General features: G+C 48.6%; 18 protein-coding genes and 1 tRNA gene. 10 read left to right on the top strand and 9 right to left on the bottom strand.

Going from position 1 to position 19,402, the window contains the following annotated elements; translation table 11 throughout:
* Positions 1-207: 207 nt before the first annotated feature.
* The 7 genes from ACLO87_RS16195 (at position 208) to glnQ (ending at position 6,000) form a co-directional block, all read left to right on the top strand.
* Positions 208-283, top strand: a tRNA-Lys gene (locus ACLO87_RS16195).
* Positions 284-984: 701 nt separating this feature from the next.
* On the top strand, positions 985-1,995 hold the full coding sequence (locus tag ACLO87_RS16190; protein ID WP_430224264.1) for a methionine ABC transporter ATP-binding protein: 1,011 nt from the start codon (positions 985-987) through the stop codon (positions 1,993-1,995).
* Complete coding sequence (locus ACLO87_RS16185; protein ID WP_135865161.1) at positions 1,992-2,657, top strand: methionine ABC transporter permease; 666 nt, start codon at positions 1,992-1,994, stop codon at positions 2,655-2,657. The genes ACLO87_RS16190 and ACLO87_RS16185 overlap by 4 nt, the downstream gene beginning before the upstream one ends.
* A 29-nt stretch (positions 2,658-2,686) precedes the next feature.
* Positions 2,687-3,475 (top strand): MetQ/NlpA family ABC transporter substrate-binding protein, encoded by a 789-nt coding sequence (locus ACLO87_RS16180; RefSeq protein WP_135865160.1) that lies wholly within the window; start codon positions 2,687-2,689, stop codon positions 3,473-3,475.
* 239 nt (positions 3,476-3,714) lie between these two features.
* On the top strand, positions 3,715-4,461 hold the full coding sequence (glnH, locus tag ACLO87_RS16175) for a glutamine ABC transporter substrate-binding protein GlnH (protein ID WP_168246870.1): 747 nt from the start codon (positions 3,715-3,717) through the stop codon (positions 4,459-4,461).
* Positions 4,462-4,573: 112 nt separating this feature from the next.
* The gene (glnP, locus tag ACLO87_RS16170) at positions 4,574-5,260 is read left to right on the top strand and encodes a glutamine ABC transporter permease GlnP (RefSeq protein ID WP_135865158.1); all 687 of its coding nucleotides are present in this window, start codon (positions 4,574-4,576) and stop codon (positions 5,258-5,260) included.
* An 11-nt stretch (positions 5,261-5,271) separates the two neighbouring features.
* Entirely contained in the window at positions 5,272-6,000 is a 729-nt protein-coding gene (glnQ, locus tag ACLO87_RS16165) for a glutamine ABC transporter ATP-binding protein GlnQ (protein ID WP_135865156.1), read from the top strand.
* Positions 6,001-6,116: 116 nt separating this feature from the next.
* Here the strand turns inward: glnQ and ACLO87_RS16160 are convergent, their stop codons facing one another.
* From ACLO87_RS16160 to ACLO87_RS16150, 3 genes are all read right to left on the bottom strand, one after another.
* Positions 6,117-6,815: a hypothetical protein gene (locus ACLO87_RS16160; protein WP_430224263.1), complete on the bottom strand. Its 699-nt coding sequence runs from the start codon at positions 6,813-6,815 to the stop codon at positions 6,117-6,119.
* 74 nt (positions 6,816-6,889) lie between these two features.
* Positions 6,890-7,594 (bottom strand): N-acetylmuramate alpha-1-phosphate uridylyltransferase MurU, encoded by a 705-nt coding sequence (murU, locus tag ACLO87_RS16155; RefSeq protein WP_430224261.1) that lies wholly within the window; start codon positions 7,592-7,594, stop codon positions 6,890-6,892.
* A complete protein-coding gene (locus ACLO87_RS16150) occupies positions 7,594-8,640 on the bottom strand; it encodes an aminoglycoside phosphotransferase family protein (protein WP_135865150.1) in 1,047 nt (348 codons plus the stop codon). Before ACLO87_RS16150 ends, murU begins: the two co-directional genes overlap by 1 nt.
* 202 nt (positions 8,641-8,842) lie before the next feature.
* On the opposite strand from ACLO87_RS16150, the gene ACLO87_RS16145 reads away from it, so the two are divergent.
* The 3 genes from ACLO87_RS16145 to rsmA are packed head-to-tail and all read left to right on the top strand — an operon-like array spanning position 8,843 to position 13,400.
* Positions 8,843-11,164: an LPS-assembly protein LptD gene (locus tag ACLO87_RS16145; RefSeq protein WP_430224260.1), complete on the top strand. Its 2,322-nt coding sequence runs from the start codon at positions 8,843-8,845 to the stop codon at positions 11,162-11,164.
* 2 nt (positions 11,165-11,166) lie between these two features.
* The gene (locus ACLO87_RS16140; RefSeq protein ID WP_430224259.1) at positions 11,167-12,609 is read left to right on the top strand and encodes a peptidylprolyl isomerase; all 1,443 of its coding nucleotides are present in this window, start codon (positions 11,167-11,169) and stop codon (positions 12,607-12,609) included.
* Positions 12,610-12,614: 5 nt separating this feature from the next.
* On the top strand, positions 12,615-13,400 hold the full coding sequence (gene rsmA, locus ACLO87_RS16135) for a 16S rRNA (adenine(1518)-N(6)/adenine(1519)-N(6))-dimethyltransferase RsmA (RefSeq protein ID WP_135861656.1): 786 nt from the start codon (positions 12,615-12,617) through the stop codon (positions 13,398-13,400).
* Positions 13,401-13,427: 27 nt separating this feature from the next.
* On the opposite strand, the gene ACLO87_RS16130 is transcribed toward rsmA, so the two are convergent.
* Genes ACLO87_RS16130 through glyS form a run of 6 tightly spaced genes read right to left on the bottom strand, consistent with a single transcriptional unit; the run spans position 13,428 to position 19,402 of the window.
* The gene (locus tag ACLO87_RS16130; protein WP_135861655.1) at positions 13,428-14,657 is read right to left on the bottom strand and encodes a nucleoside recognition domain-containing protein; all 1,230 of its coding nucleotides are present in this window, start codon (positions 14,655-14,657) and stop codon (positions 13,428-13,430) included.
* 56 nt (positions 14,658-14,713) lie between these two features.
* Positions 14,714-15,109 (bottom strand): lactoylglutathione lyase, encoded by a 396-nt coding sequence (gene gloA / locus ACLO87_RS16125; RefSeq protein ID WP_135861654.1) that lies wholly within the window; start codon positions 15,107-15,109, stop codon positions 14,714-14,716.
* Positions 15,110-15,128: 19 nt separating this feature from the next.
* Positions 15,129-15,992 (bottom strand): M48 family metallopeptidase, encoded by an 864-nt coding sequence (locus ACLO87_RS16120; protein WP_430224258.1) that lies wholly within the window; start codon positions 15,990-15,992, stop codon positions 15,129-15,131.
* Positions 15,993-15,996: 4 nt separating this feature from the next.
* The gene (locus tag ACLO87_RS16115) at positions 15,997-16,719 is read right to left on the bottom strand and encodes a lysophospholipid acyltransferase family protein (protein WP_430224257.1); all 723 of its coding nucleotides are present in this window, start codon (positions 16,717-16,719) and stop codon (positions 15,997-15,999) included.
* Complete coding sequence (gene gmhB, locus ACLO87_RS16110) at positions 16,713-17,258, bottom strand: D-glycero-beta-D-manno-heptose 1,7-bisphosphate 7-phosphatase (protein ID WP_430224256.1); 546 nt, start codon at positions 17,256-17,258, stop codon at positions 16,713-16,715. Before gmhB ends, ACLO87_RS16115 begins: the two co-directional genes overlap by 7 nt.
* Entirely contained in the window at positions 17,258-19,402 is a 2,145-nt protein-coding gene (gene glyS / locus ACLO87_RS16105) for a glycine--tRNA ligase subunit beta (protein WP_430224294.1), read from the bottom strand. The genes gmhB and glyS overlap by 1 nt, the downstream gene beginning before the upstream one ends.

Raw genomic sequence — 19,402 nt, 5'->3', positions numbered from 1 at the left:
TGGAGAGCTCCAATTGCTGGATTTAGCACTCTTGCTGCTGACGATTATCTTGCTGCGCTATAGCGGGATGGTTGTGGTTTACTGTTTATGCAAACAGTAAAAATACGATTTTTACAGTCTTGAATAAAAAAAATCGTATTTTTAAGAAATATTCGTAGAAAGTGCTTGACGCACTAGTACAGCTGGGGCATAATTTAATTCTTCGGCGGGTCGTTAGCTCAGTTGGTAGAGCAGCGGACTTTTAATCCGTTGGTCGCGCGTTCGAGTCGCGCACGACCCACCAGTCGAATTCATGAAGTAAACCAAATTTGATTTACTTCGCTACGAAAGTAGCTGAAAATAAGCCCCTGAAAAGGGGCTTTTTTTTTGCCTGTTTTTTGAGTTTTGAGAAAAAACTTCTAAGTTTGGCTTGTAACAAACAGGTGAATCTTTATAGTTATATGTGCTTTATGGGTTTAGTCTGAATCCTTCGCAGCCTCCCCATTGATTCTTGCGGTGAAGCCAGATGGTTTGACATACGGAACAATGGAAAGGACCCTCCCACTTTGCATTGTGTCGTTCCACATAACTCTCTCCATTTTTCATGAAGGCATGGGGATGAGTGCCAGGAACAGCTACCGGCAAATCTAGACAATGGTCGCAAAGTGCGCGTGTAACTATAGCTTGCATATTAATCTCACGTAACGGGTTAATGGGCGGTATTACAAGCAAAACGCTAAGCTATCTTAACCTAGTTATACAAAATTGAAATGATTTGCATACTAAGTTGAGATTTGTTTGTATTTTGAAACTGGTGTGAATAATTTCAGTTTTAGTAATTTAACTGTTTATTTACGTCATTTTGGTGCTTATTTACTAGTTTTTTTAGTTATAAGTAAAATGATTTTGAATACAAACACTATGGTAGATTAATACAACACACTGAATGGAATTGCCAAAAGGCTATCTGAGTTCAATGTGTTTTTATTTGGTGGCTAGCACGTTGTGATTAGGTTAGAAAGAATAGAGAAACGCTATACCAGCGCCAATAAAGAAGTGATCGCATTGCATGACATTAATCTGCATATTCGACGCGGCGAGGTGTTTGGCATTATCGGACGTAGTGGTGCGGGTAAAAGCACCTTAATTCGTCTATTGAATATGTTAGAGCGCCCAACAAATGGCTCAGTGAGTTTTCAAGGGCAATGCATTTCCTCGTTAACAGAGCAGCAGTTGCGACCCATTCGTCAAAAAATAGGTATGGTGTTTCAGCATTTCAACTTGTTGCAATCGCGTTCTATCTTAGAGAATGTGTGCTTCCCATTGAAATTGGCTGGGCTAAATAAAGCACAACAGCATGCTAGAGCTAAGGAAGTGTTGCAACTAGTAGGCTTAGAGCAGCATGCACATAAATACCCCAGACAGTTGTCAGGCGGCCAGCAGCAGCGAGTAGGGATTGCGCGAGCGTTAGCTAACCAACCTGAGTTGTTGTTGTGTGATGAGGCGACATCAGCATTGGACCCAGAAACGACGCAATCTATTTTGCGTTTGCTATTAGAAATTAATCAGTCGCTGGGTTTAACGATTGTATTGATTACGCACAGTATGGATGTGATACGGCAAGTGTGCGATAGGGTGGCGGTTATTGAGGCTGGAGAGGTAGTAGAAAGCGGCGATGTGCTGGATGTGTTCTTGCACCCACAACATGCCGCTACGCAAAGTCTCTTGGCAGAAAGTGGTAATGATACAGATGGCTGGCGCTCTATGGATCAAGGTGTAAGCGGTAGGGTTATGCGCTTGAGCTTTAAGGGTGATGCTACTGTGCAGCCTCTTATTAGTAGAGTTAGCCGTGACCTGAGTTTGGATATTAGTATTTTGCAGGGGGCGGTGAGTCGCATTAAAGGCGTGCCGTACGGGCAGTTGGTGGTGGCGGTAGAAGGAAAAGCCGAACAGCAACTGCAATTAGGAAGCATGTTGGATAGTTTGGGTGTGCAATACGAGGAGCTGCGAGCATGAACTGGTCTAATTTAGATTGGCCGTTGCTGGCAGAGGCAACGCTGGATACGCTTTTAATGACAGGGGCATCATTGGTGTTCACCGTTATTATTGGTTTGCCGCTGGGGGTGCTGCTGTTTTTAACCAGTCCTAAACAAATGATGCAAAACAATGGGGTGTATCAGGGTTTGTCGTTGGTGGTGAATATTCTGCGCTCCGTGCCATTTTTAATTCTGCTGATTGTGATGATTCCGCTCACACGGGTGTTGGCAGGTACATCATTAGGGGTGGCGGGTTCTATTCCACCGCTGGTTGCTAGTGCTGCGCCATTTTTTGCACGGTTGGTAGAGAACGTGTTGAAAGAGCTTGATCCCGGTGTGCTGGAAGCGAGCCGTGCTATGGGTGCAAACTCACGTGAGACGGTAGTGATGGCATTGCTTCCCGAGGCAAAAACTGGCGTGGTAGCGGCTATTGTGGTGACCGCCATTATGTTGGTGGGGTATTCCGCTATGTCGGGTGTGATTGGTGGTGGTGGCCTAGGTGACTTGGCGCTACGTTTTGGTTATCAACGTTATCAAACTGATGTGATGGCGGTGACGGTCATTATCTTGGTGGTGTTGGTACAGTTAATGCAGGTGTGGGGAGATAAGTTGGTAGCGCGCATGAATAAGCGCATCGCTTAACCCTATTGAATTTCTTTCAAGGAGCTTTTATGTTGCTGAAAAAATTGGTGGCAAGTGCATTGGTAACAGCGTTGGGGCTGGGTGCATCGTTGGCAAATGCTGAAAAACTGAGCGTAGCTGCTACGCCAGTTCCTCATGCTGAATTGTTGGAGTTTGTGGCTCCACAATTGGCGAAAGAGGGTGTGGAATTGGATATCAAAGTATTCACAGACTATGTACAGCCTAACCAGCAGGTGTGGGATGGTGCTATTGATGCCAACTTCTTCCAGCACAAACCCTATTTGGATACCTTTAACGGTGAGCACAATATCAACCTGGTTTCTGTAGGTTTGGTACACGTAGAGCCGTTTGGCGCATACTCCAAAAAAATCAAAACATTAGATGAGTTAAAAGAAGGTGCATTGATTGCACTGCCTAACGACCCATCTAATGGTGCTCGTGCTTTACTGTTATTGCAGCAACAAGGGTTGATCACATTAAAAGATCCTAGCAATATTTTGGCTACTTCCAGAGATATTGCGGAAAACCCTAAGAAATTAAAATTCAAAGAAATTGAAGCTGCTACATTACCGCGTATATTGCCTGATGTGGATATGGCTCTAATTAATACTAACTATGCATTGGAAGCTGATTTGAATCCATTGGAAGATGCATTGTTTATTGAGGGTGCTGAATCACCTTACGCAAACTTGGTTGCGGTTAAAGCTGGCAATGAAGAGAAAGAGGCTGTGAAAAAGCTGATTCAAGCATTGAATAGCGAAGAAACTCGCGCCTTTATTCAAGAGCAATATAAAGGTGCAATTGTTCCTGCGTTTTAATATGTAGAAACAATTTTGTAAGAAAGCGGTGCAGCAATGCACCGCTTTTTTTATGCCTAAAAGTTAAATAGTGTGATGTCTATCAAAGATGCGGGTTATTCTCCATACAAAAGATGGGCCTTTTATTACTATAGTTATACTCTTTGTAGCAGCGATTTATCCAATTGCTCTACGGTGTAGTGAAGTTTGGCGTTATGCATGCCAGATACTTATATCCCCCTAGTAGGAGTCAAGCAATCATGAAGCACACTATCAAAGCATGGCTGGCTGCTGCAGCACTGATGGCACTGCCATTAGGTGCTCAAGCACAAGGCAAAGAGTTGATCATGGCTACAGACACAGCGTTTGTACCATTTGAGTTCAAACAAGATGGCAAATATACGGGGTTCGATATTGATCTATGGGATGCCGTCGCTAAGCAGGCCGGTTTGCAATACAAACTGCAGCCTATGGATTTCAACGGCATTATTCCTGGCCTGCAAACACGTAACGTAGATGTGGCGCTTGCTGGTATCACCATTAGAGATGACCGTAAGCAGGTCATTGATTTTTCTGACCCCTACTATGAAAGCGGTTTAGCTATTTTGGTGCGTGAAGATACCGATGGTATTCAAAGCGCTGCTGACTTAGATGGCAAGCAAGTGGCCGTGAAAATTGGTACAGCAACGGTGGACTATCTGAATCGTGAGGTACCAGGCGCCAAACTGAAACTGTTCCCGAATATTGATAATGCTTTCTTGGAGTTGGCTACTGGCCGTGTAGATGCGGTGGTGCACGATACGCCTAACGTTCAGTACTACGCGCAAACAGGCGGTAAAGGCCACGTCAAAGTAACTGGTGCAGTGAAAAGCGGTGACTTCTACGGTATTGCTTTCCCTAAAGGTAGCGAACTGGTACCCGTTGTGAACGAGGCCTTGGCAGCGATCAAAGCAAATGGCACTTACGATGTTATTTACGAAAAATGGTTTGGCAAACAGCCTGAGTAAGCCTTAGGTGACAGTATTGCAACTCCAGAGCGGCCAGCTAAATCAGGGCCGCTCTTTGTTTATCACGTTCCGGTTTGTACTGACGGTAACGACACACTAAGTAGGTGTAACGGTGACATTTGAATGGTCTGTAATTTGGAACGCTTTGCCCAGTTTATGGGAAGGCACCAAGATGACACTTTATATTACGGTGCTGGGGCTGGTAGGTGGCTCAGTGCTGGGTTTTGTGACAGGGGTGATTACTACCTATGTAAAAGGGCCTATAAAGCTATCTACGTTACCTATACAAATACTGGCGATGATCGCTAAGGCGTATGTGCTGCTGATTCGCGGTACCCCCATCGTGGTGCAGGTGATGTTTATTTATTTCGCTTTGCCATTATTAGCGGGTATGCGCATTGATGGTGAGTCAGCGGCGATTTTCACCTTGATGGTGAACTCGGGTGCTTATATTGCGGAAATTGTGCGCGGGGCCTTGCAGTCTGTACCTAAAGGATTGCAAGAGGCCGGTGAGGCAATGGGTCTGCCTTTTCATAAAATCCTGATTTACATTATTGCGCCTGTAGCATGGCGCCGTATGATTCCCGCTATGGGGAACCAGTGCATCATCAGTCTTAAAGACTCATCGCTATTTATTGTGATTGGTGTGGCTGAGCTTACTCGTCAAGGGCAGGAAATCATTGCCGGAAACTTCAGGTCTGTAGAGATTTGGGGTGCGGTGGCCATTATCTACCTGATTTTGACAGGGATTATTGCGCTGATCTTGCGTACGGTTGAACGTCGCTTGCGTGTGGTGTGATGGAGCAGAAGATGAAAATCGTAGAGTTCAAGCAAGTCATTAAACGTTTTGGTGATAACACAGTATTGAACGGTGTGGATCTCGAGATCGTGCCAGGCGAAGTGGTGGTGATTGTGGGCCCGTCTGGATCGGGTAAATCCACACTGCTACGTTGCATCAATGCCTTAGAGGGTATTGATGAGGGCGACATTGTGGTGGATGGATTGAGTGTGCTGGATCGTCCAGCACAAGTGCGAGCACTGCGCCGAGAAGCTGGCATGGTGTTTCAGCAGTTCAATCTATTCCCACAATTAACAGCGTTAGAAAACGTGATGTTTGGTCCTGTGCATACGCGTGGGGTGGTTAAAGCAGAGGCCAAGAAGCAAGCGGAAGAGCTTTTGGCCAAGGTGGGGCTGGCCGAGCGGATGAACCACTACCCTAGTGAGTTATCGGGTGGGCAGCAGCAGCGTGTGGCCATTGCTAGGGCCTTGGCTATACGTCCCAAGCTGATGTTGTTTGATGAGCCTACCTCGGCGTTGGATCCTGAGCTGCGTTTCGAAGTGTTGAAGGTGATGCAGGATTTGGCTGAAGAGGGCATGACCATGATTGTGGTGACACACGAAATGGAGTTTGCTCGTAAAGTAGGTAGTCGTTTGATATTTATTGATCAAGGGAAAATTGCTCACGATGGTGACCCTGAAGAGCTATTAAGTAATCCACCCAGCAAGCGTTTGCAAGACTTCTTGCAGCACGTGGCATAAGGGGAAACAGTCGCGTTGTGCATATTTTTGTCACAGCGTGGTGCTGCAGGGTAGGAGCTAACAAAAAAGGGCCTGTAAAAGGCCCTTTTTTGTTACGCGCGAGAAGAGTAGTGCGATCAGCGGATATTGATGATGCGCATAGCCTTGGCGCGTTTGTTACCAGGCTCAAAAATCTGGATAGTGATTTGGCGTGGGCTTACACCATCAGGCAGAGTAACGTCACCAATAAGGTGGGCGTAACGGCCTACAGAAACTTCGATGGGGTCCAAATCAATGTAGCCTGTGCGGCCGTTGGGGTAGCGGCCTTGGATGTTGAAATGCATCTCACCCGTAAAGGTTTGGTCAGCTTGCTCTTTATCTTGCATCAGCAAAATGTTGTAGTTCAGCTTGCCATCGTTGGTGCTGAACGATGCGGAGCGTATACCAGGAGACGTACCGCGTGGGTCGGCAGGCATGGCATCTGCAAACAGATCAATATCTTTTTTCAGCGCCTCTACGATCTGGTCATGATTATCCAGAGAGCCTTGTTGGGATTTTAGACGCGTTTGGATTTCTTCCAGTTCGCGAGTGGTTTGCCCAAGTTGTGATTGCAAACGCTGATTTTCAGCATTGGCACTATTTAAGTCAAAGTGCAGCTGTTCGGATTGTTCTACTGTCAGACGAGTAGGGCCGTAGCTGGTTTGAATGAATAATAGTCCGCCCGCACCGATAATGACGCCGGTTAGCATAAGTACCAACCAACGAGGAATGCGGCGTTTTCTGCGGGAGTAATCGTAGGCGGTAGGTCTGAATACGGGGCGTTTGGAACCGAGCATGGACTGAGAGGTATCTGCGGGTGAGTGGGCACCTGACAAGTCAGGTTTTGATCTGAATACTGATAATAACGTGCCTATTCCAGCGAGCCAAGCTGACGGGAAATTTTTTCCAAGCGCTCAGGGGTACCTACATCGGTCCATGAGCCCACTAGTAACTCGCCAGTCAGTTGTTGTGTAGACATAGCTTGTCGTAGCAAAGGCCCTAGTGGAGCGGGCTGACCCACAGGTAGCGAGGAAAATAAGGCGGGCTTGTAACACGCTATACCGCTGTACGTAAGCGTTTTATCCGAAATTGTAAGGGGATGTTCCGAGAGCAGTTTACGTGGACTTTGCAGGTAAAAATCGCCCTTGGTGTGGTGTTCAGGGTTCTCTACCATCCATAGATGGCCCAATAGTTCACTGTGCTGCAAATGGTTTGCAGCGGCAAAAGCGTGTTGGGCATCCCAGTCGGTAAATACATCACCGTTAATAATCAGAAAAGGATCATCGCCCAGTAACGTTAAGGCCTGTCGGATGCCGCCAGCAGTTTCTAGGGCAGGGTTTTCTGGGCTGTATTGAATATGCACGCCGAATTGGCTGCCATCTTTTAATTGAGCCTCGATTTTGTCACCTAACCATGCGTGATTAATCACTATGTCAGTAATGCCGGCGCGTTGTAGGCGCAGAATGTGCCATTCAATCAGCGCGTGGTCGCCGGCGCGTAATAGTGGTTTGGGGCAGTGGTCAGTAAGAGGCCGCATACGTTCGCCGCGGCCTGCTGCCAAAATCATGGCTTTCATTACAGGGTGACCCCCAATACGGTTTGACGGCCTTCAATGCGGTCTAACACTTTGCGTATAGGAAATAGTTCTTCGTAGCGGCTGCAGACCTGGCGTATGTAGGCCTGTAGTCTAGGTAAGTGAGCTAAATACCAATCTTTACCGTCGCGAATAGATAAGCGGCAAAATACCCCCAGAATACGCAGGTTACGCTGTACGCTCATCCATTCGTAAGCTTGGTGAAACTCAGCGAAATCACGACTGACAGGCAGGTTGGCGTGTATGGCCGCTTGCCAGTAACGAATAGCCCAATCCAATTGTTGCTCTTCATCCCATGTGTGTCTGGCATCCATGACTAACGATGCTAAATCATAGGTGATAGGGCCAAGTACAGCATCTTGGTAATCGATCACGCCAGGACGCAGCGTATCGTCTGTGGGCATCATCAGGTTGGGAGTGTGGTAATCACGGTGCACAAACACTTGTGCCACATTCACGTTGTCATTCACTAGCGCGGCAAAGCAGGTTTGTAGTGCTTTGCTTTCTTGTTCGGTCAGGGAGGTGTTGCAGTGTTGATTAATGAACCATTCTTCAAACACTTGTAACTCTTCCAGCATGCGAGCTTCGTTATAGTGCGGTAAGCCTGTGCTGTCAGCTTGTTGTAGCTGTACCAAGCTTTGGATTGCTCCACGGTACAGGTTTTGGATGGTTTGGTTGTCTAAGCCTTTTTGCAGAGCATGCCAAAAGTTATCTTGACCCAGATCGCTCAGGAGCAAAAAGCCTTGTGCGACGTCGCTGGCTAGGATTTGTGGCACATTGAGGTCTTGAGCGGCGAGTCTGTGAGTAATATCCACAAAAGCGGCAGTATCTTCTTTAGCCGGAGGTGCATCCATCACAATCAGGGTGCCATGTTGGCTGTCCAGACGGAAATAACGTCTGAAACTTGCATCGCCAGAGGCAGGGCGCAGCGTATCAAGACGCAGGTCGTTAACGCAGTCCAATGATTGCAGCCAGCTTAACAAGAGCTGATAACGGGTGTCATTGGTGAGGTTTGAAGTGGCATCCATGGGCTAAGAACAAAGATTTGCAAGAAAAAAGGCGAATAGCGCTGCCGTATCGGGCGAGCTTATCTATAATAACGGGTCACGGCCAGCAAAAGTGTGGCCGACCATTACTTTAGTGTAATTCTATTTTCCTGGGGATACGGATCCGGTGCGAGCGGTCAGACGTTTTCATTTATTGTTGTTAGGCTCTCTGACGTGCGCCGTAATGCCTGTCAAAGTGGGGGCGAAACAGCCCTCCTTGCAAGCCTCCCCTGCGTTGCAGGTTCGCCATGTCGCCGATGATGACATGACCTCCTTCTTGGTTGGTGACAAGCTAGAAAATCAAGAAAACGGTGAAGTGGTGTTAACGGGCGATGCACAAGTGCGTCGTATAGATTCCGTTAGTAAGGGCGATCAGATCCGTTACGACCGGAACACTGGTGATGTGAAGGTGCGCGGTAATGGCGTGCTGATGCGCGGAGGCAGCATTGTGCGTAGCCCCAGCATCGACTACAACATGAAATCAGAAGAGGGCGAATTAGACGCAATGAACTTCTGGTTGGCGGGTGGTTCTTCGGGTACAGCGGAAGCCGGTACGATTTACAACAGCGACCACATGAAATTGGATGATGTGCTGTATAGCGGTTGTCCGTGTCCTGAACCCGCGTGGTACATCAAGGCCCCTACCGTCGATTTGTACATAGACGAAAACCGAGGTGTAGCACGTAACAGCGTGCTGTATTTCAAAGACGTACCTATTTTCTACTCGCCGTACTTTTCATTCCCGCTGCGAGAAGAGCGAAAATCTGGTTTCTTGACCCCTATATATGGCTACACCAGTAACAGCGGTTTGGAATTGGCCTTACCGTATTACTTCAATCTAGCCCCGAATTACGATGCCACGCTGACACCGCGTAATTACTCTAAGCGCGGTTTGCAATTGGATGGTGAGTTCAGGTACTTAGGCCGTACCTACGAAGGTCAAATTAATGGTTCATATTTGAATCGTGACCGTAAAACTCGCGAGCAGCGCTGGATGTTGTCTACGCAGCATCGTCAGAGTTTAGGCTACGGTTTTGGATTTAGCGCACGGTATAACCGCGTGTCGGACGATAACTATTTCCGCGATTTGACGTCTATTGATTTGGGTAATTCCAATATTGATAGTTTAGCGAGTTCGGCAGTATTGAGTTGGTCTGGTGCTAAGTATTTCAATGCCTCCTTGTCGGTAACACAATATCAGACATTGCAAGACGCAGGTGCTGGCTATAGAACGCCTGAGTATAACCAACTGCCAAGTTTGAATTTACATGGGGCGCGCTATAACTGGGGCGGTTTTGATGTGGTCAGTGAGAATGCGATCACTAAATTTGAAATGCCCTATTATTCAGGTACGTTATCAGAGTTTGAGAATTACCGAAAAGTTCGGGTAGCACCGAACGGAACGAGAATGTCGTCAATGACCTCGGTCAGTTATCCTATGATTCGACCATATGGCTACATTACGCCCAAAGCGTCCTTGCATGTGAGTCAATATGATACTGAGTGGAGTGCATTGCCAATGGGTAATGCTTCACGCAATAATCCACGCAGTAAAGGCCGTGCATTACCGTTGTTCTCAGTGGATTCAGGCCTGTATTTTGAGCGGGATGCTAGCTTATTTGGCAATGCTGCTATACAAACGTTAGAGCCACGTGTGTATTACCTGTATGTGCCCTACAGAGATCAGAGCATGTTGCCGGTCTTTGACACTAGTGTAGCGTCCTTTAACTTCTCTCAGGCTTTTAGTGAAAACATCTACAGTGGTGGTTGGGATAGGATTGCCAATGCGAACCAATTAACGCTGGGGCTGACTTCTCGTTGGTTGGATGCAGAGACTGGTGAAGAGCGCATGATGTTGCAAGTGGCGCAACGTCTGTACTTTGAAGATCAAAAAGTGTTTTTACACAATACAGCTAATAATGAGTACCCAGAAACACGACGTCGATCAGATTACTTGTTTGGTGCCGGTGCCGCATTGACGGATACGTTGAGCTTACGTGCTGATGCCCAGTTCAATCCGCAGTCTAGACGTACGAACAGATTGAGTGCAGGTTTTAGATGGCAGCCACAGCGCTTGGCGACTTTGTCTGCATCATATCGTTACGAGCGTGACCCTAGAGCCTTTGATAACCCGAACTATTTCAGAGAAAATCCTAGTGTGGATGATAATGGCAGGGAACGGGTGTCAGTGACCACGCAATGGCCATTAACTAATAAGGTATTTGCCTTAGGGCGCGTGGATTATTCTTTGCAGGAAAAACGTAGTACACAAACCATCTTTGGCTTAGAGTACAAAGGTGAGTGCTGTTGGGCAGCGCGTTTTGTCGTACAACGTTATGCGGTATCTGCAGATAAAAGTAATTCGGCAGTATTCTTTCAGTTAGAACTGTCGGGGCTAGGAGGCATAGGCCCTGATCCTATGGGTATGTTGCGTAATCGCATTATGGGATACGAGTCCATTACGCCAACTAGCACAGAAACAACCACCTTCGAGAGGTATGAATAAAGATGCGGTTACGCTGTTCTAAATTTGTGTTGTCAGGAAGTCTGGCTCTGGTGTCTACGCTGTTCGCTGTGACAGCGGGAGCCCAGCAGACCGCTCAACCCGCAGAACGTTCTGCCCGCTTCGTCGATGGTATTGCCGCGATTGTTGATTCTCAGGTGATTACGCTACGTCAGGTGGATAGTGAGGCAGCCGTAATTGCTAAGCAGTTGCAGGCGCAGAATATTCCTCTGCCCGATCAAGAAACGCTGCGTTTGCAGGTGTTGAATAGACTGATTGATCAGACTATTCAAGAGCAAGAGGGTAAACGCTTGGGTATAGTGATTACGCCTGAGTTTTTGGAAAATGCCGTGAAAATGGTGGCTGAGCGTAATAAGCTCACCCCTGAAAAACTGCGCCAAGAAATCACCAAAACAGGCATGACGTGGGATGAGTACCTCAAAACCTTACGCCATGACTTGCTGTTAGATCAATTGCGTCAACGTATGGTGGATGAGCGTATCTACATCAGTGATGCAGAAGTGGATGCCTATCTGAAAAGCCAAGGCGTGCAAGCGCGTAGTAATACTGCTGTGACTCAGCCCTCTGCTGCGGCGAGCCCCATATACATTGAATTGGCACAGATTCTGGTGCGAGTACCTGAGGGTGCGGACAGCAACACCGAACGCAATCAGCGTTTGAAGGCAGAGGCATTGCTGGCACGTGTGAAAGCGGGTGAAGACTTTGCGGGTGTGGCTGCGGCGGCCTCTGAAGGTCCCGAAGCACTGACTGGTGGTGTGCTGGGTATTCGTCCTTTGACGGGTTGGCCTGATCTGTTCATTGAAAACATCAAAGATCTGTCTTCTGGCCAAGTTAGTGGTTTGGTGCGCAGTGGGCAGGGTTATCACATCCTGAAAGTGACGCATCACGGGGGGCAAGACAATAACGTAGATCCTTCCTTAGGGCATGGCCAAGCATCTGGCGCGCCTGCAGAGCAAGGCCCTATGATGGTTACGCAAACAAAAGCACGCCATATCCTAATCAAGTTGTCGCAAGTGCGTGATGACGAGCAGGCTAAAGAGCGTATTGAGCAACTGAAACAGCGTATTAATCAGGGTGAGTCTTTTGAGGTGCTGGCTCGCAGTAACTCTGAAGATAGCACTGCGCCGCAAGGTGGTGACTTGGGTTGGTTAACTCCAGGTGAAACCGTGCCGGCGTTTGAGCAAGCTATGGATTCATTGCAGCCAGGTCAGGTGAGTGAGCCAGTACGTTCACAGTTTGGTTGGCACTTGATTCGTGTAGATGATAGACGCACCAAAAATATGGAAAATGAGTACCGTCGCATGCAGGCGCGTCAGCACTTGTTCGAACAGCGCGTAGAGCCTGCATTGGATGACTGGCTGAGCCAGTTGCGCGGTAGTGTATATATAGATAATCGCTTAGAGAAAGCGTTGTCGTCGGAGCAGTAAACAGCATGGCTAAACATGAAGCCCGCAAGCGATTCGGACAGAATTTTTTGCATGATCTTTCCGTAATCGATGATATTGTGCGGGCGATAGATTTACGCCACGACGATAAAGTGATTGAGATTGGTCCCGGTTTGGCCGCGTTAACGCGGCCATTATCGGAGCGCTTAGACCATTTGAATGTGATTGAGCTAGATAGGGATCTGGCTCATCGCTTGCGTAATAGCTTTAGTCCCAAGAAACTGACGATTACAGAAGCTGATGTATTGACGGTGGACTTTTCCGACTGGGGCGACGATATACGCATTGTGGGTAACTTGCCCTATAACATTTCCAGCCCGTTGCTGTTTCATCTAATGTCGTTTGCGCACTTGGTGCGTGATCAACATTTTATGTTGCAGCGTGAAGTGGTGGATCGTATGGTGGCGAAACCTGGCAGCAGCGATTACAGTCGCTTGTCGGTGATGCTGCAATCACGTTATCGCATGGTTAAGTTGTTCGATGTGTCGCCAGAGGCATTTGATCCTGCCCCCAAAGTGGTGTCATCCATTGTGCGTATGCGACCTTTGCCTGAGGATAGACCTCAAGCCAAAGATACGTCATTGTTCGAGCAATTGGTAGCTGCAAGCTTTGCACAGCGCCGAAAAATGCTACGCGGTAGCTGGGCTAAATGGGCTGACAGCATTCCTTGGGAAGACGTAGGTATAGCACCTACGGCACGCCCAGGTGAAGTAAGCGTACAGCAATTTATTGCTGTGGCTGATGCGCTGACCGAGCGCGGTATTACCAGCTAATCTGACACAGGCTAGGCTGTAAAAAGCCTAGCCAAAAAACCAGTAGCAGACACTAATGGCTGCAATCACGCCGGCCACATCTGCAAACAGTGCGCACCCAACAGCGTGGCGACTACGAATTATCCCTACGGAACCAAAATACACCGCTAGCACGTAGAAGGTGGTTTCTGTGCTGCCTTGAATGGTGGCAGAGAGTAATGCAGCAAAGCTGTCTACGCCATGATGGTTCATGGTTTCTAGCATCAAGGCACGGGCAGCACTGCCCGAGAAGGGTTTAACTAGAGCAGTAGGTAGGGCTTCTACAAAGCGGCTATCCATGCCTAAACTGGTGACCCCCCACCGTATGGCATCTAGGAGCATATCTAACGCTCCAGAGCTGCGTAATACGCCTATGGCGCACAGCATGGCTACCAAGTAAGGGAGCAGGTCACGTGCTACCGCAAAACCGCCCTTAGCACCTTCCACAAAGCTGTCGTAGACAGGAATGCGTTTCCACGCACCTACACCTAGAAATAGCAAGATAATCACAAAGAGACTGAGATTACCGAGTAGCGAAGATAAGCTGCTGATGGCTGCTGTGCTAAGCGTCGCCAAAAAGGCCATAAACACCGACATACCTGCTAATAATCCTAAGATCGTTAACAGCAGCACAGGGTCTGTTAAGCGTAAGCGCTGCATGATGGCAACGCTGATCAAGCCGGCTAAAGAGGAGGCGGATGTTGCTAGCAGAATGGGCAGAAACACCAGGGTAGGGTCAGGCGCACCTTGCTGTGCGCGGTACATGAAAATGGTGACTGGCAGCAACGTCAGCGATGACGCATTGAGCACCAGAAAGAGTATCTGGGCGTTGGTGGCAGTTTTTGGGGTGGGGTTCAGGCTTTGTAAGGCCTGCATTGCCCGTAAACCTATGGGTGTAGCAGCGTTATCTAAACCCAAACCATTCGCCGCAAAATTCAGTGTGATGAGCCCTAAAGCGGGGTGTCCGGCGGGGACCTCTGGCATGAGGCGTTTAAAGACGGGGGCTAACCATTGTCCTAGTTTTTCAACGATGCCAGCGCGTTCGGCCACATTTAAAAAACCCATCCACAAGGTTAATGTGCCAAACAATATCAGCATGATGCTGACCGATAATTCGGCCATCTGGAACAGGCTGTTCACCATACGGTTGAACACATCGGCGTCACCTATCCACAGCCACTGAAAAAGGGCAGCAATGGCGGCGATCAGAAAGAAACTGAACCAGAGTATGTTTAGCATCTATAGCGTGTGAGAAGAAAACGAAAAAACAGGCCAATAAAGGCCTGTGTATGAGCTTAGTCGTTACGACCTGATTTTTGGATCAGCTCAATTTTGTAGCCATCAGGGTCTTCCACAAAGGCAATCACGGTATTGCCGTGTTTCATAGGACCTGCTTCACGCACTACATTACCGCCTTTGGCTTTAATGGCCGCACAGGTGGCGTAAGCATCTTCTACTTCAATGGCGATGTGCCCATAGGCATTACCCAAATCGTAGCTGTCTGTGTCCCAGTTATGAGTCAGTTCCAGTACGGCTGCTTCGCTTTCATCTTGATAACCTACAAAAGCCAATGTGAACTTGCCATCTGGGTAGTCTTTTTGACGCAGCAGTTTCATGCCTAGCACGTCAGTATAGAAGGCGAGGGACTTTTCAAGATTGCCAACACGCAGCATGGTATGTAACAAGCGCATAGTGAATGACTCCATAGAGTTAAAGTAAAGGGAGCGTGTCAGGATGGTGCTTTTTGAGCAGGTTCCTGGCCGCTACATAATCTGGCATGAGTTGTTCTACTACCCGCCAAAAAGCGGGGCTGTGATTCATCTCTTTAAGATGAGCGACCTCATGGGCTATTACATAGTCTACCGCAGCGATGCGAAAGTGCATGAGTCGCCAATTCAGCATAATCATACCGTCACTGCTACATGAGCCCCAACGCTTGGCTGGGCTAGCTAAGCGCAAACCGCTATAGGGAATACCTAATTTACTGGTGTAGTAATCCAGTCTTTCTATAAAGTACTGGCGTGCTTGTTCTTGTAGCCAAATTTGGGCGAAATCTTGTACTCGTGAGCTTTGTGCATCTAGACTCAAAGGTAGGGTAAGGGTATCGCCAGCACAGGGGGCATGGGCTTGCCCACTAAACGTGGTTTTCAAGGCACTGGGGTTTACTTGCAAGGTGATAGCCACGCCCAAATAAGGAATGCTACCACCATGACACCATTGGCTTTGGCCTAAGGCCAATTGCTGTAGGCGCTCTTCCCAGTCCAACAGCTTACGTACTATCCAAGGGAATTTTTGTTCCAGCGCATCGTGTACTTGTGCGGAGGAAACCCAAGTGGGGGCGGTGATGATTAGCCCTTGTTCGTTAACGCGTAAGCCTATGGATTGGCGTTTAGAGCGCTTGAGTAAATAACCTAGCTCTTGCCCTTGTACCGTATGCATATGCCAACTGGTGCCTGCAGGTAAACGGTCGGGTTTGCTAAGGGTGGGAAGAGTAGGTGTGGCGTCTGTGGTGCGTGGCGCTACCGCTTTGGTAGGGGTAGCCGACGCATCATTAAATAAGGGCAACTGGGCCATAGCGCTACGAATAGCGTTCAGGGTTCAGTACACGCATTTCGCCTTCAATCCAATCTTCTACGGCTTGGTTAAGCGTGGCTTGCGACATGCCTTCTGGGTTAATGGCAGGGCCAAACGATACGGTAATTAAACCGGGTGTTTTAATAAATGCGTTACGAGGCCAGCATTCACCTGCATTGTGAGCAATAGGTATCACCATGCTATTGGTACGGCAGGCTAGCATGGCGCCGCCTTGCTTGTAGCGGCCCGTTTCACCTGGAGGGATGCGTGTACCTTCCGGAAACAGCAACGGCCAACGACCTTCGTTTAAGCGCTCTTGCCCTGTTTTTACGATTTGCTTCATGGCATCGCGGCCATTGCTGCGATTAATAGGGATCATGCGCAGCAGCGCTAAGCCCCAGCCAAAAAACGGAACACGGTGTAGTTCGCGCTTGTAGACGAAACAAACGTCTTTGGGCAGGTAGCCGCAAAAGAACATGGTTTCCCATGCTGATTGGTGCTTGGAAAGTAGCACGGCAGGGCCATCAGGTAGGTTTTCCCAGCCTTTGACTTGCCAGCGTATACCTAGAATGTATTTGGCTCCCCATACGGCCAGATGTGGCCAGCCAGCGGTGAGCTTGTAGCGCCAGCGTAGTGGCAATGGTGACCACAACAAACACAAAATGGAGTAGGGGATTACGGTAATCAGCAAAAAGAGCTGATAAAGTACGGCGCGTAAAATCAGCATGTAGAAGTTCCTAACCAGTCATCCACCACGGCGGCCAGATTGGGCCGCACAATGCAGCTTTCTGGTAAACCGCCATTTTTTTGGGTTTTCAGTCCGTTCCCAGTTTCTACTAACCACGTTTTGCAGCCGGCTGCAGATGCCGCTTGCAGATCGCGCAGCGAATCACCTACCGTCACTACATTTTGCAAAGACGGGTGTTCGTAGCGTCTGGCGATATCCAGAAACATACCGGGTGATGGCTTTCTACAGGTGCAGCCATCATCTGGACCATGCGGGCACACAAAAATAGCGTCAATCACACCACCGAATTTGGCCAGCTCGCGGCGCATCTTCAGGTGTATAGCATTTAAGGTTTGCATGGAAAAAAGCCCTCGCGCCAAGCCAGACTGGTTAGTCGCAACTACAACTTTCCAGCCCGCTTGAGAGAGTCGTCCTATGGCTTCCAAGCTACCAGGTAACGCTTGCCATTCGTCAGGGCTTTTCACAAAAGCGCTGGAGTCATAATTAATGACTCCATCACGATCCAGTATGGCGAGCATTAGGCCGCTAACCTCGAAATGTCAGCAACCTGATTCATCAGTTGGTGTAGCTTTTGCAGTAGAGCCAAACGGTTGTTACGCACCGCAGGATCTTCAGCCATGACCATGACGTCAGCAAAGAAGTTGTCCACAGGCTCTTTGAATCTAGCCAAGGTCTTCAAGCTAGCACTGAACTTACCCGCTAAGAACTCTTGTTCAGCACTAGGGGCGACAAGTTGCATAAAGAGATGTAAATCCCCCTCTGCAGGCTCAGAAAATAAATCTTTATTTATCTGAGGGAGTTCGGTTTCTGCTTTGCGCAGCAAATTGCCAATACGCTTGTTAGCGCTGGCCAAGCTTTGCGACTCGGGCAGGGCAGCGAATTCGGAACATGCTTGAATACGGGCTTGCACTTGTTGCAGTGGTGGCTGTTGTGCCAACACGGCTTCAACGACGTTACGGTCGTGGCCGTTAGCAACCAACTGGTTTTTATAGCGCTCGTAGATGAAGTCTTGTACTTCAGCCAATGTGCTAGCCGCCAGTTCGCCTTCTTCAAAACTTTGTGCAGCGATTTGCAGCAGCTCGTTTAAGTCCAAACGGCTTTGGGCGATATCACCCAAGTACCCACCAGCTTCTAGCTGTTCAAAGGCACTGATCAGACCCAATGCAGCACGACGCAACGCGTAAGGGTCGCGCTCGCCTGTAGGCGCCAAGCCAATACCCCAAATCCCCATCAAGGTTTCAGCGCGTTCGGTTAAGAACAACAGCGCAGATACCAAGCTAGCATCGGTAACAGCATTGTTTAGACGGTGCTGGTATTGGTTGCGCAGGGCATCAATGACGCTAGCATCTTCGCCATCAGCTGCCGCGTAGTAGGCACCCATAACGCCTTGTAGCTCAGGGAACTCACCCACCATGTTGGTGTTCAAATCGGCTTTGGCTAGCAGAGCAGCACGATCAGCTAAGGTCACATCTGCACCCAAGCGTTCGGCTAAAGCGCGAATGATGGTGCGCATACGTTCTACACGTTTGCGTTGTGAGCCCAGTTTGTTGTGGTAAACGCTGTTTTCCAAGCTGGAAACACGCTCTTCCAACGGTTGTTTACGGTCGGTTTCAAAGAAGAAGCGAGCATCTGCCAAGCGTGGCAGAATCACTTTTTCGTTACCTTGAATGATGTTGGATGGATCATCCAACTGCATGTTGCTGACAATCAGGAATTGGTTGGTCAGCGTACCTTGTTTAGGGTCAAACAGTGGGAAATAGCGCTGGTTCAGACGCATGGTCAGAATCAAGCACTCAGGTGGGACTTCCAAGAAAATAGGATCGAATTGGCCTACGTAGACGCTAGGGTGCTCAACCAGTGCGGTCACTTCATCCAGTAGCTCTACCACTTCAGGATCTGTACCTAGGCTAGCATCCAGACGTGTGCAAGCGTCTTGCAGTTGGGCTTCAATGCGAGCGCGGCGATCAGCGTAAGACGCAATCACTTTACCTTCGGTTTCCAGTTGGCCTACATAGCTTTCTGGGCTTTGGATGGTAATCAGGCTTTCGCACATGAAGCGATGGCCTTTAGTGGAGCGGCCAGCTTGCAGACCCAATGTGTTAACGGCAACAACGTCATCGCCCCACAGAGCGATCAAGCTGTGTGCTGGACGCACAAAACGCACGCTAGTCTGGCCATCCGACAATTGGTAGCGCATGACTTTAGGAATAGGCAGGTGCGTAATGCTGTAGTCCAACGCGGCTTGCAGGCCTTCTGCCAATGCAGCGCCTTTGGCCATGCCTTTAGCGAACAAGCAATCTTGTTTGCCATCGGATTCTACGTGCAGATCTTGCGCAGTTAGGTGCCCCAAGCCTTTGCTTTCCAAGCGTTTGCTCAGTGCTGGTGTCAGGTTGCCATCAGCATCCAAACCAATTTTAACTGGCATCAGTTTTTCGGAAAACGGTTGGTCATCGGCTTGGCCTTTGACGCTGCTGATCACAGCGGCCAGACGACGCGGTGTAGCGTAGGCAGTCACCGTTGCGTCAGCATCTACCAAATGCTGTTCACGCAGTGTTTTGAGCAGACCGTCAGCAAAGGCCTGTCCCATGTTGTTCAGTGCTTTTGGTGGCAGTTCTTCTGTTTGCAGTTCAACCAGCAATGAGCGGGATTCGTTTGGCGTCAT

Source organism: Paenalcaligenes sp. Me52 (genome assembly GCF_050487965.1).
In the GTDB taxonomy this organism is placed as follows: domain Bacteria; phylum Pseudomonadota; class Gammaproteobacteria; order Burkholderiales; family Burkholderiaceae_B; genus Paenalcaligenes.
Note: the sequence above shows the minus strand (reverse complement) of the source record. Positions and strands in the feature narration are given on the sequence as shown.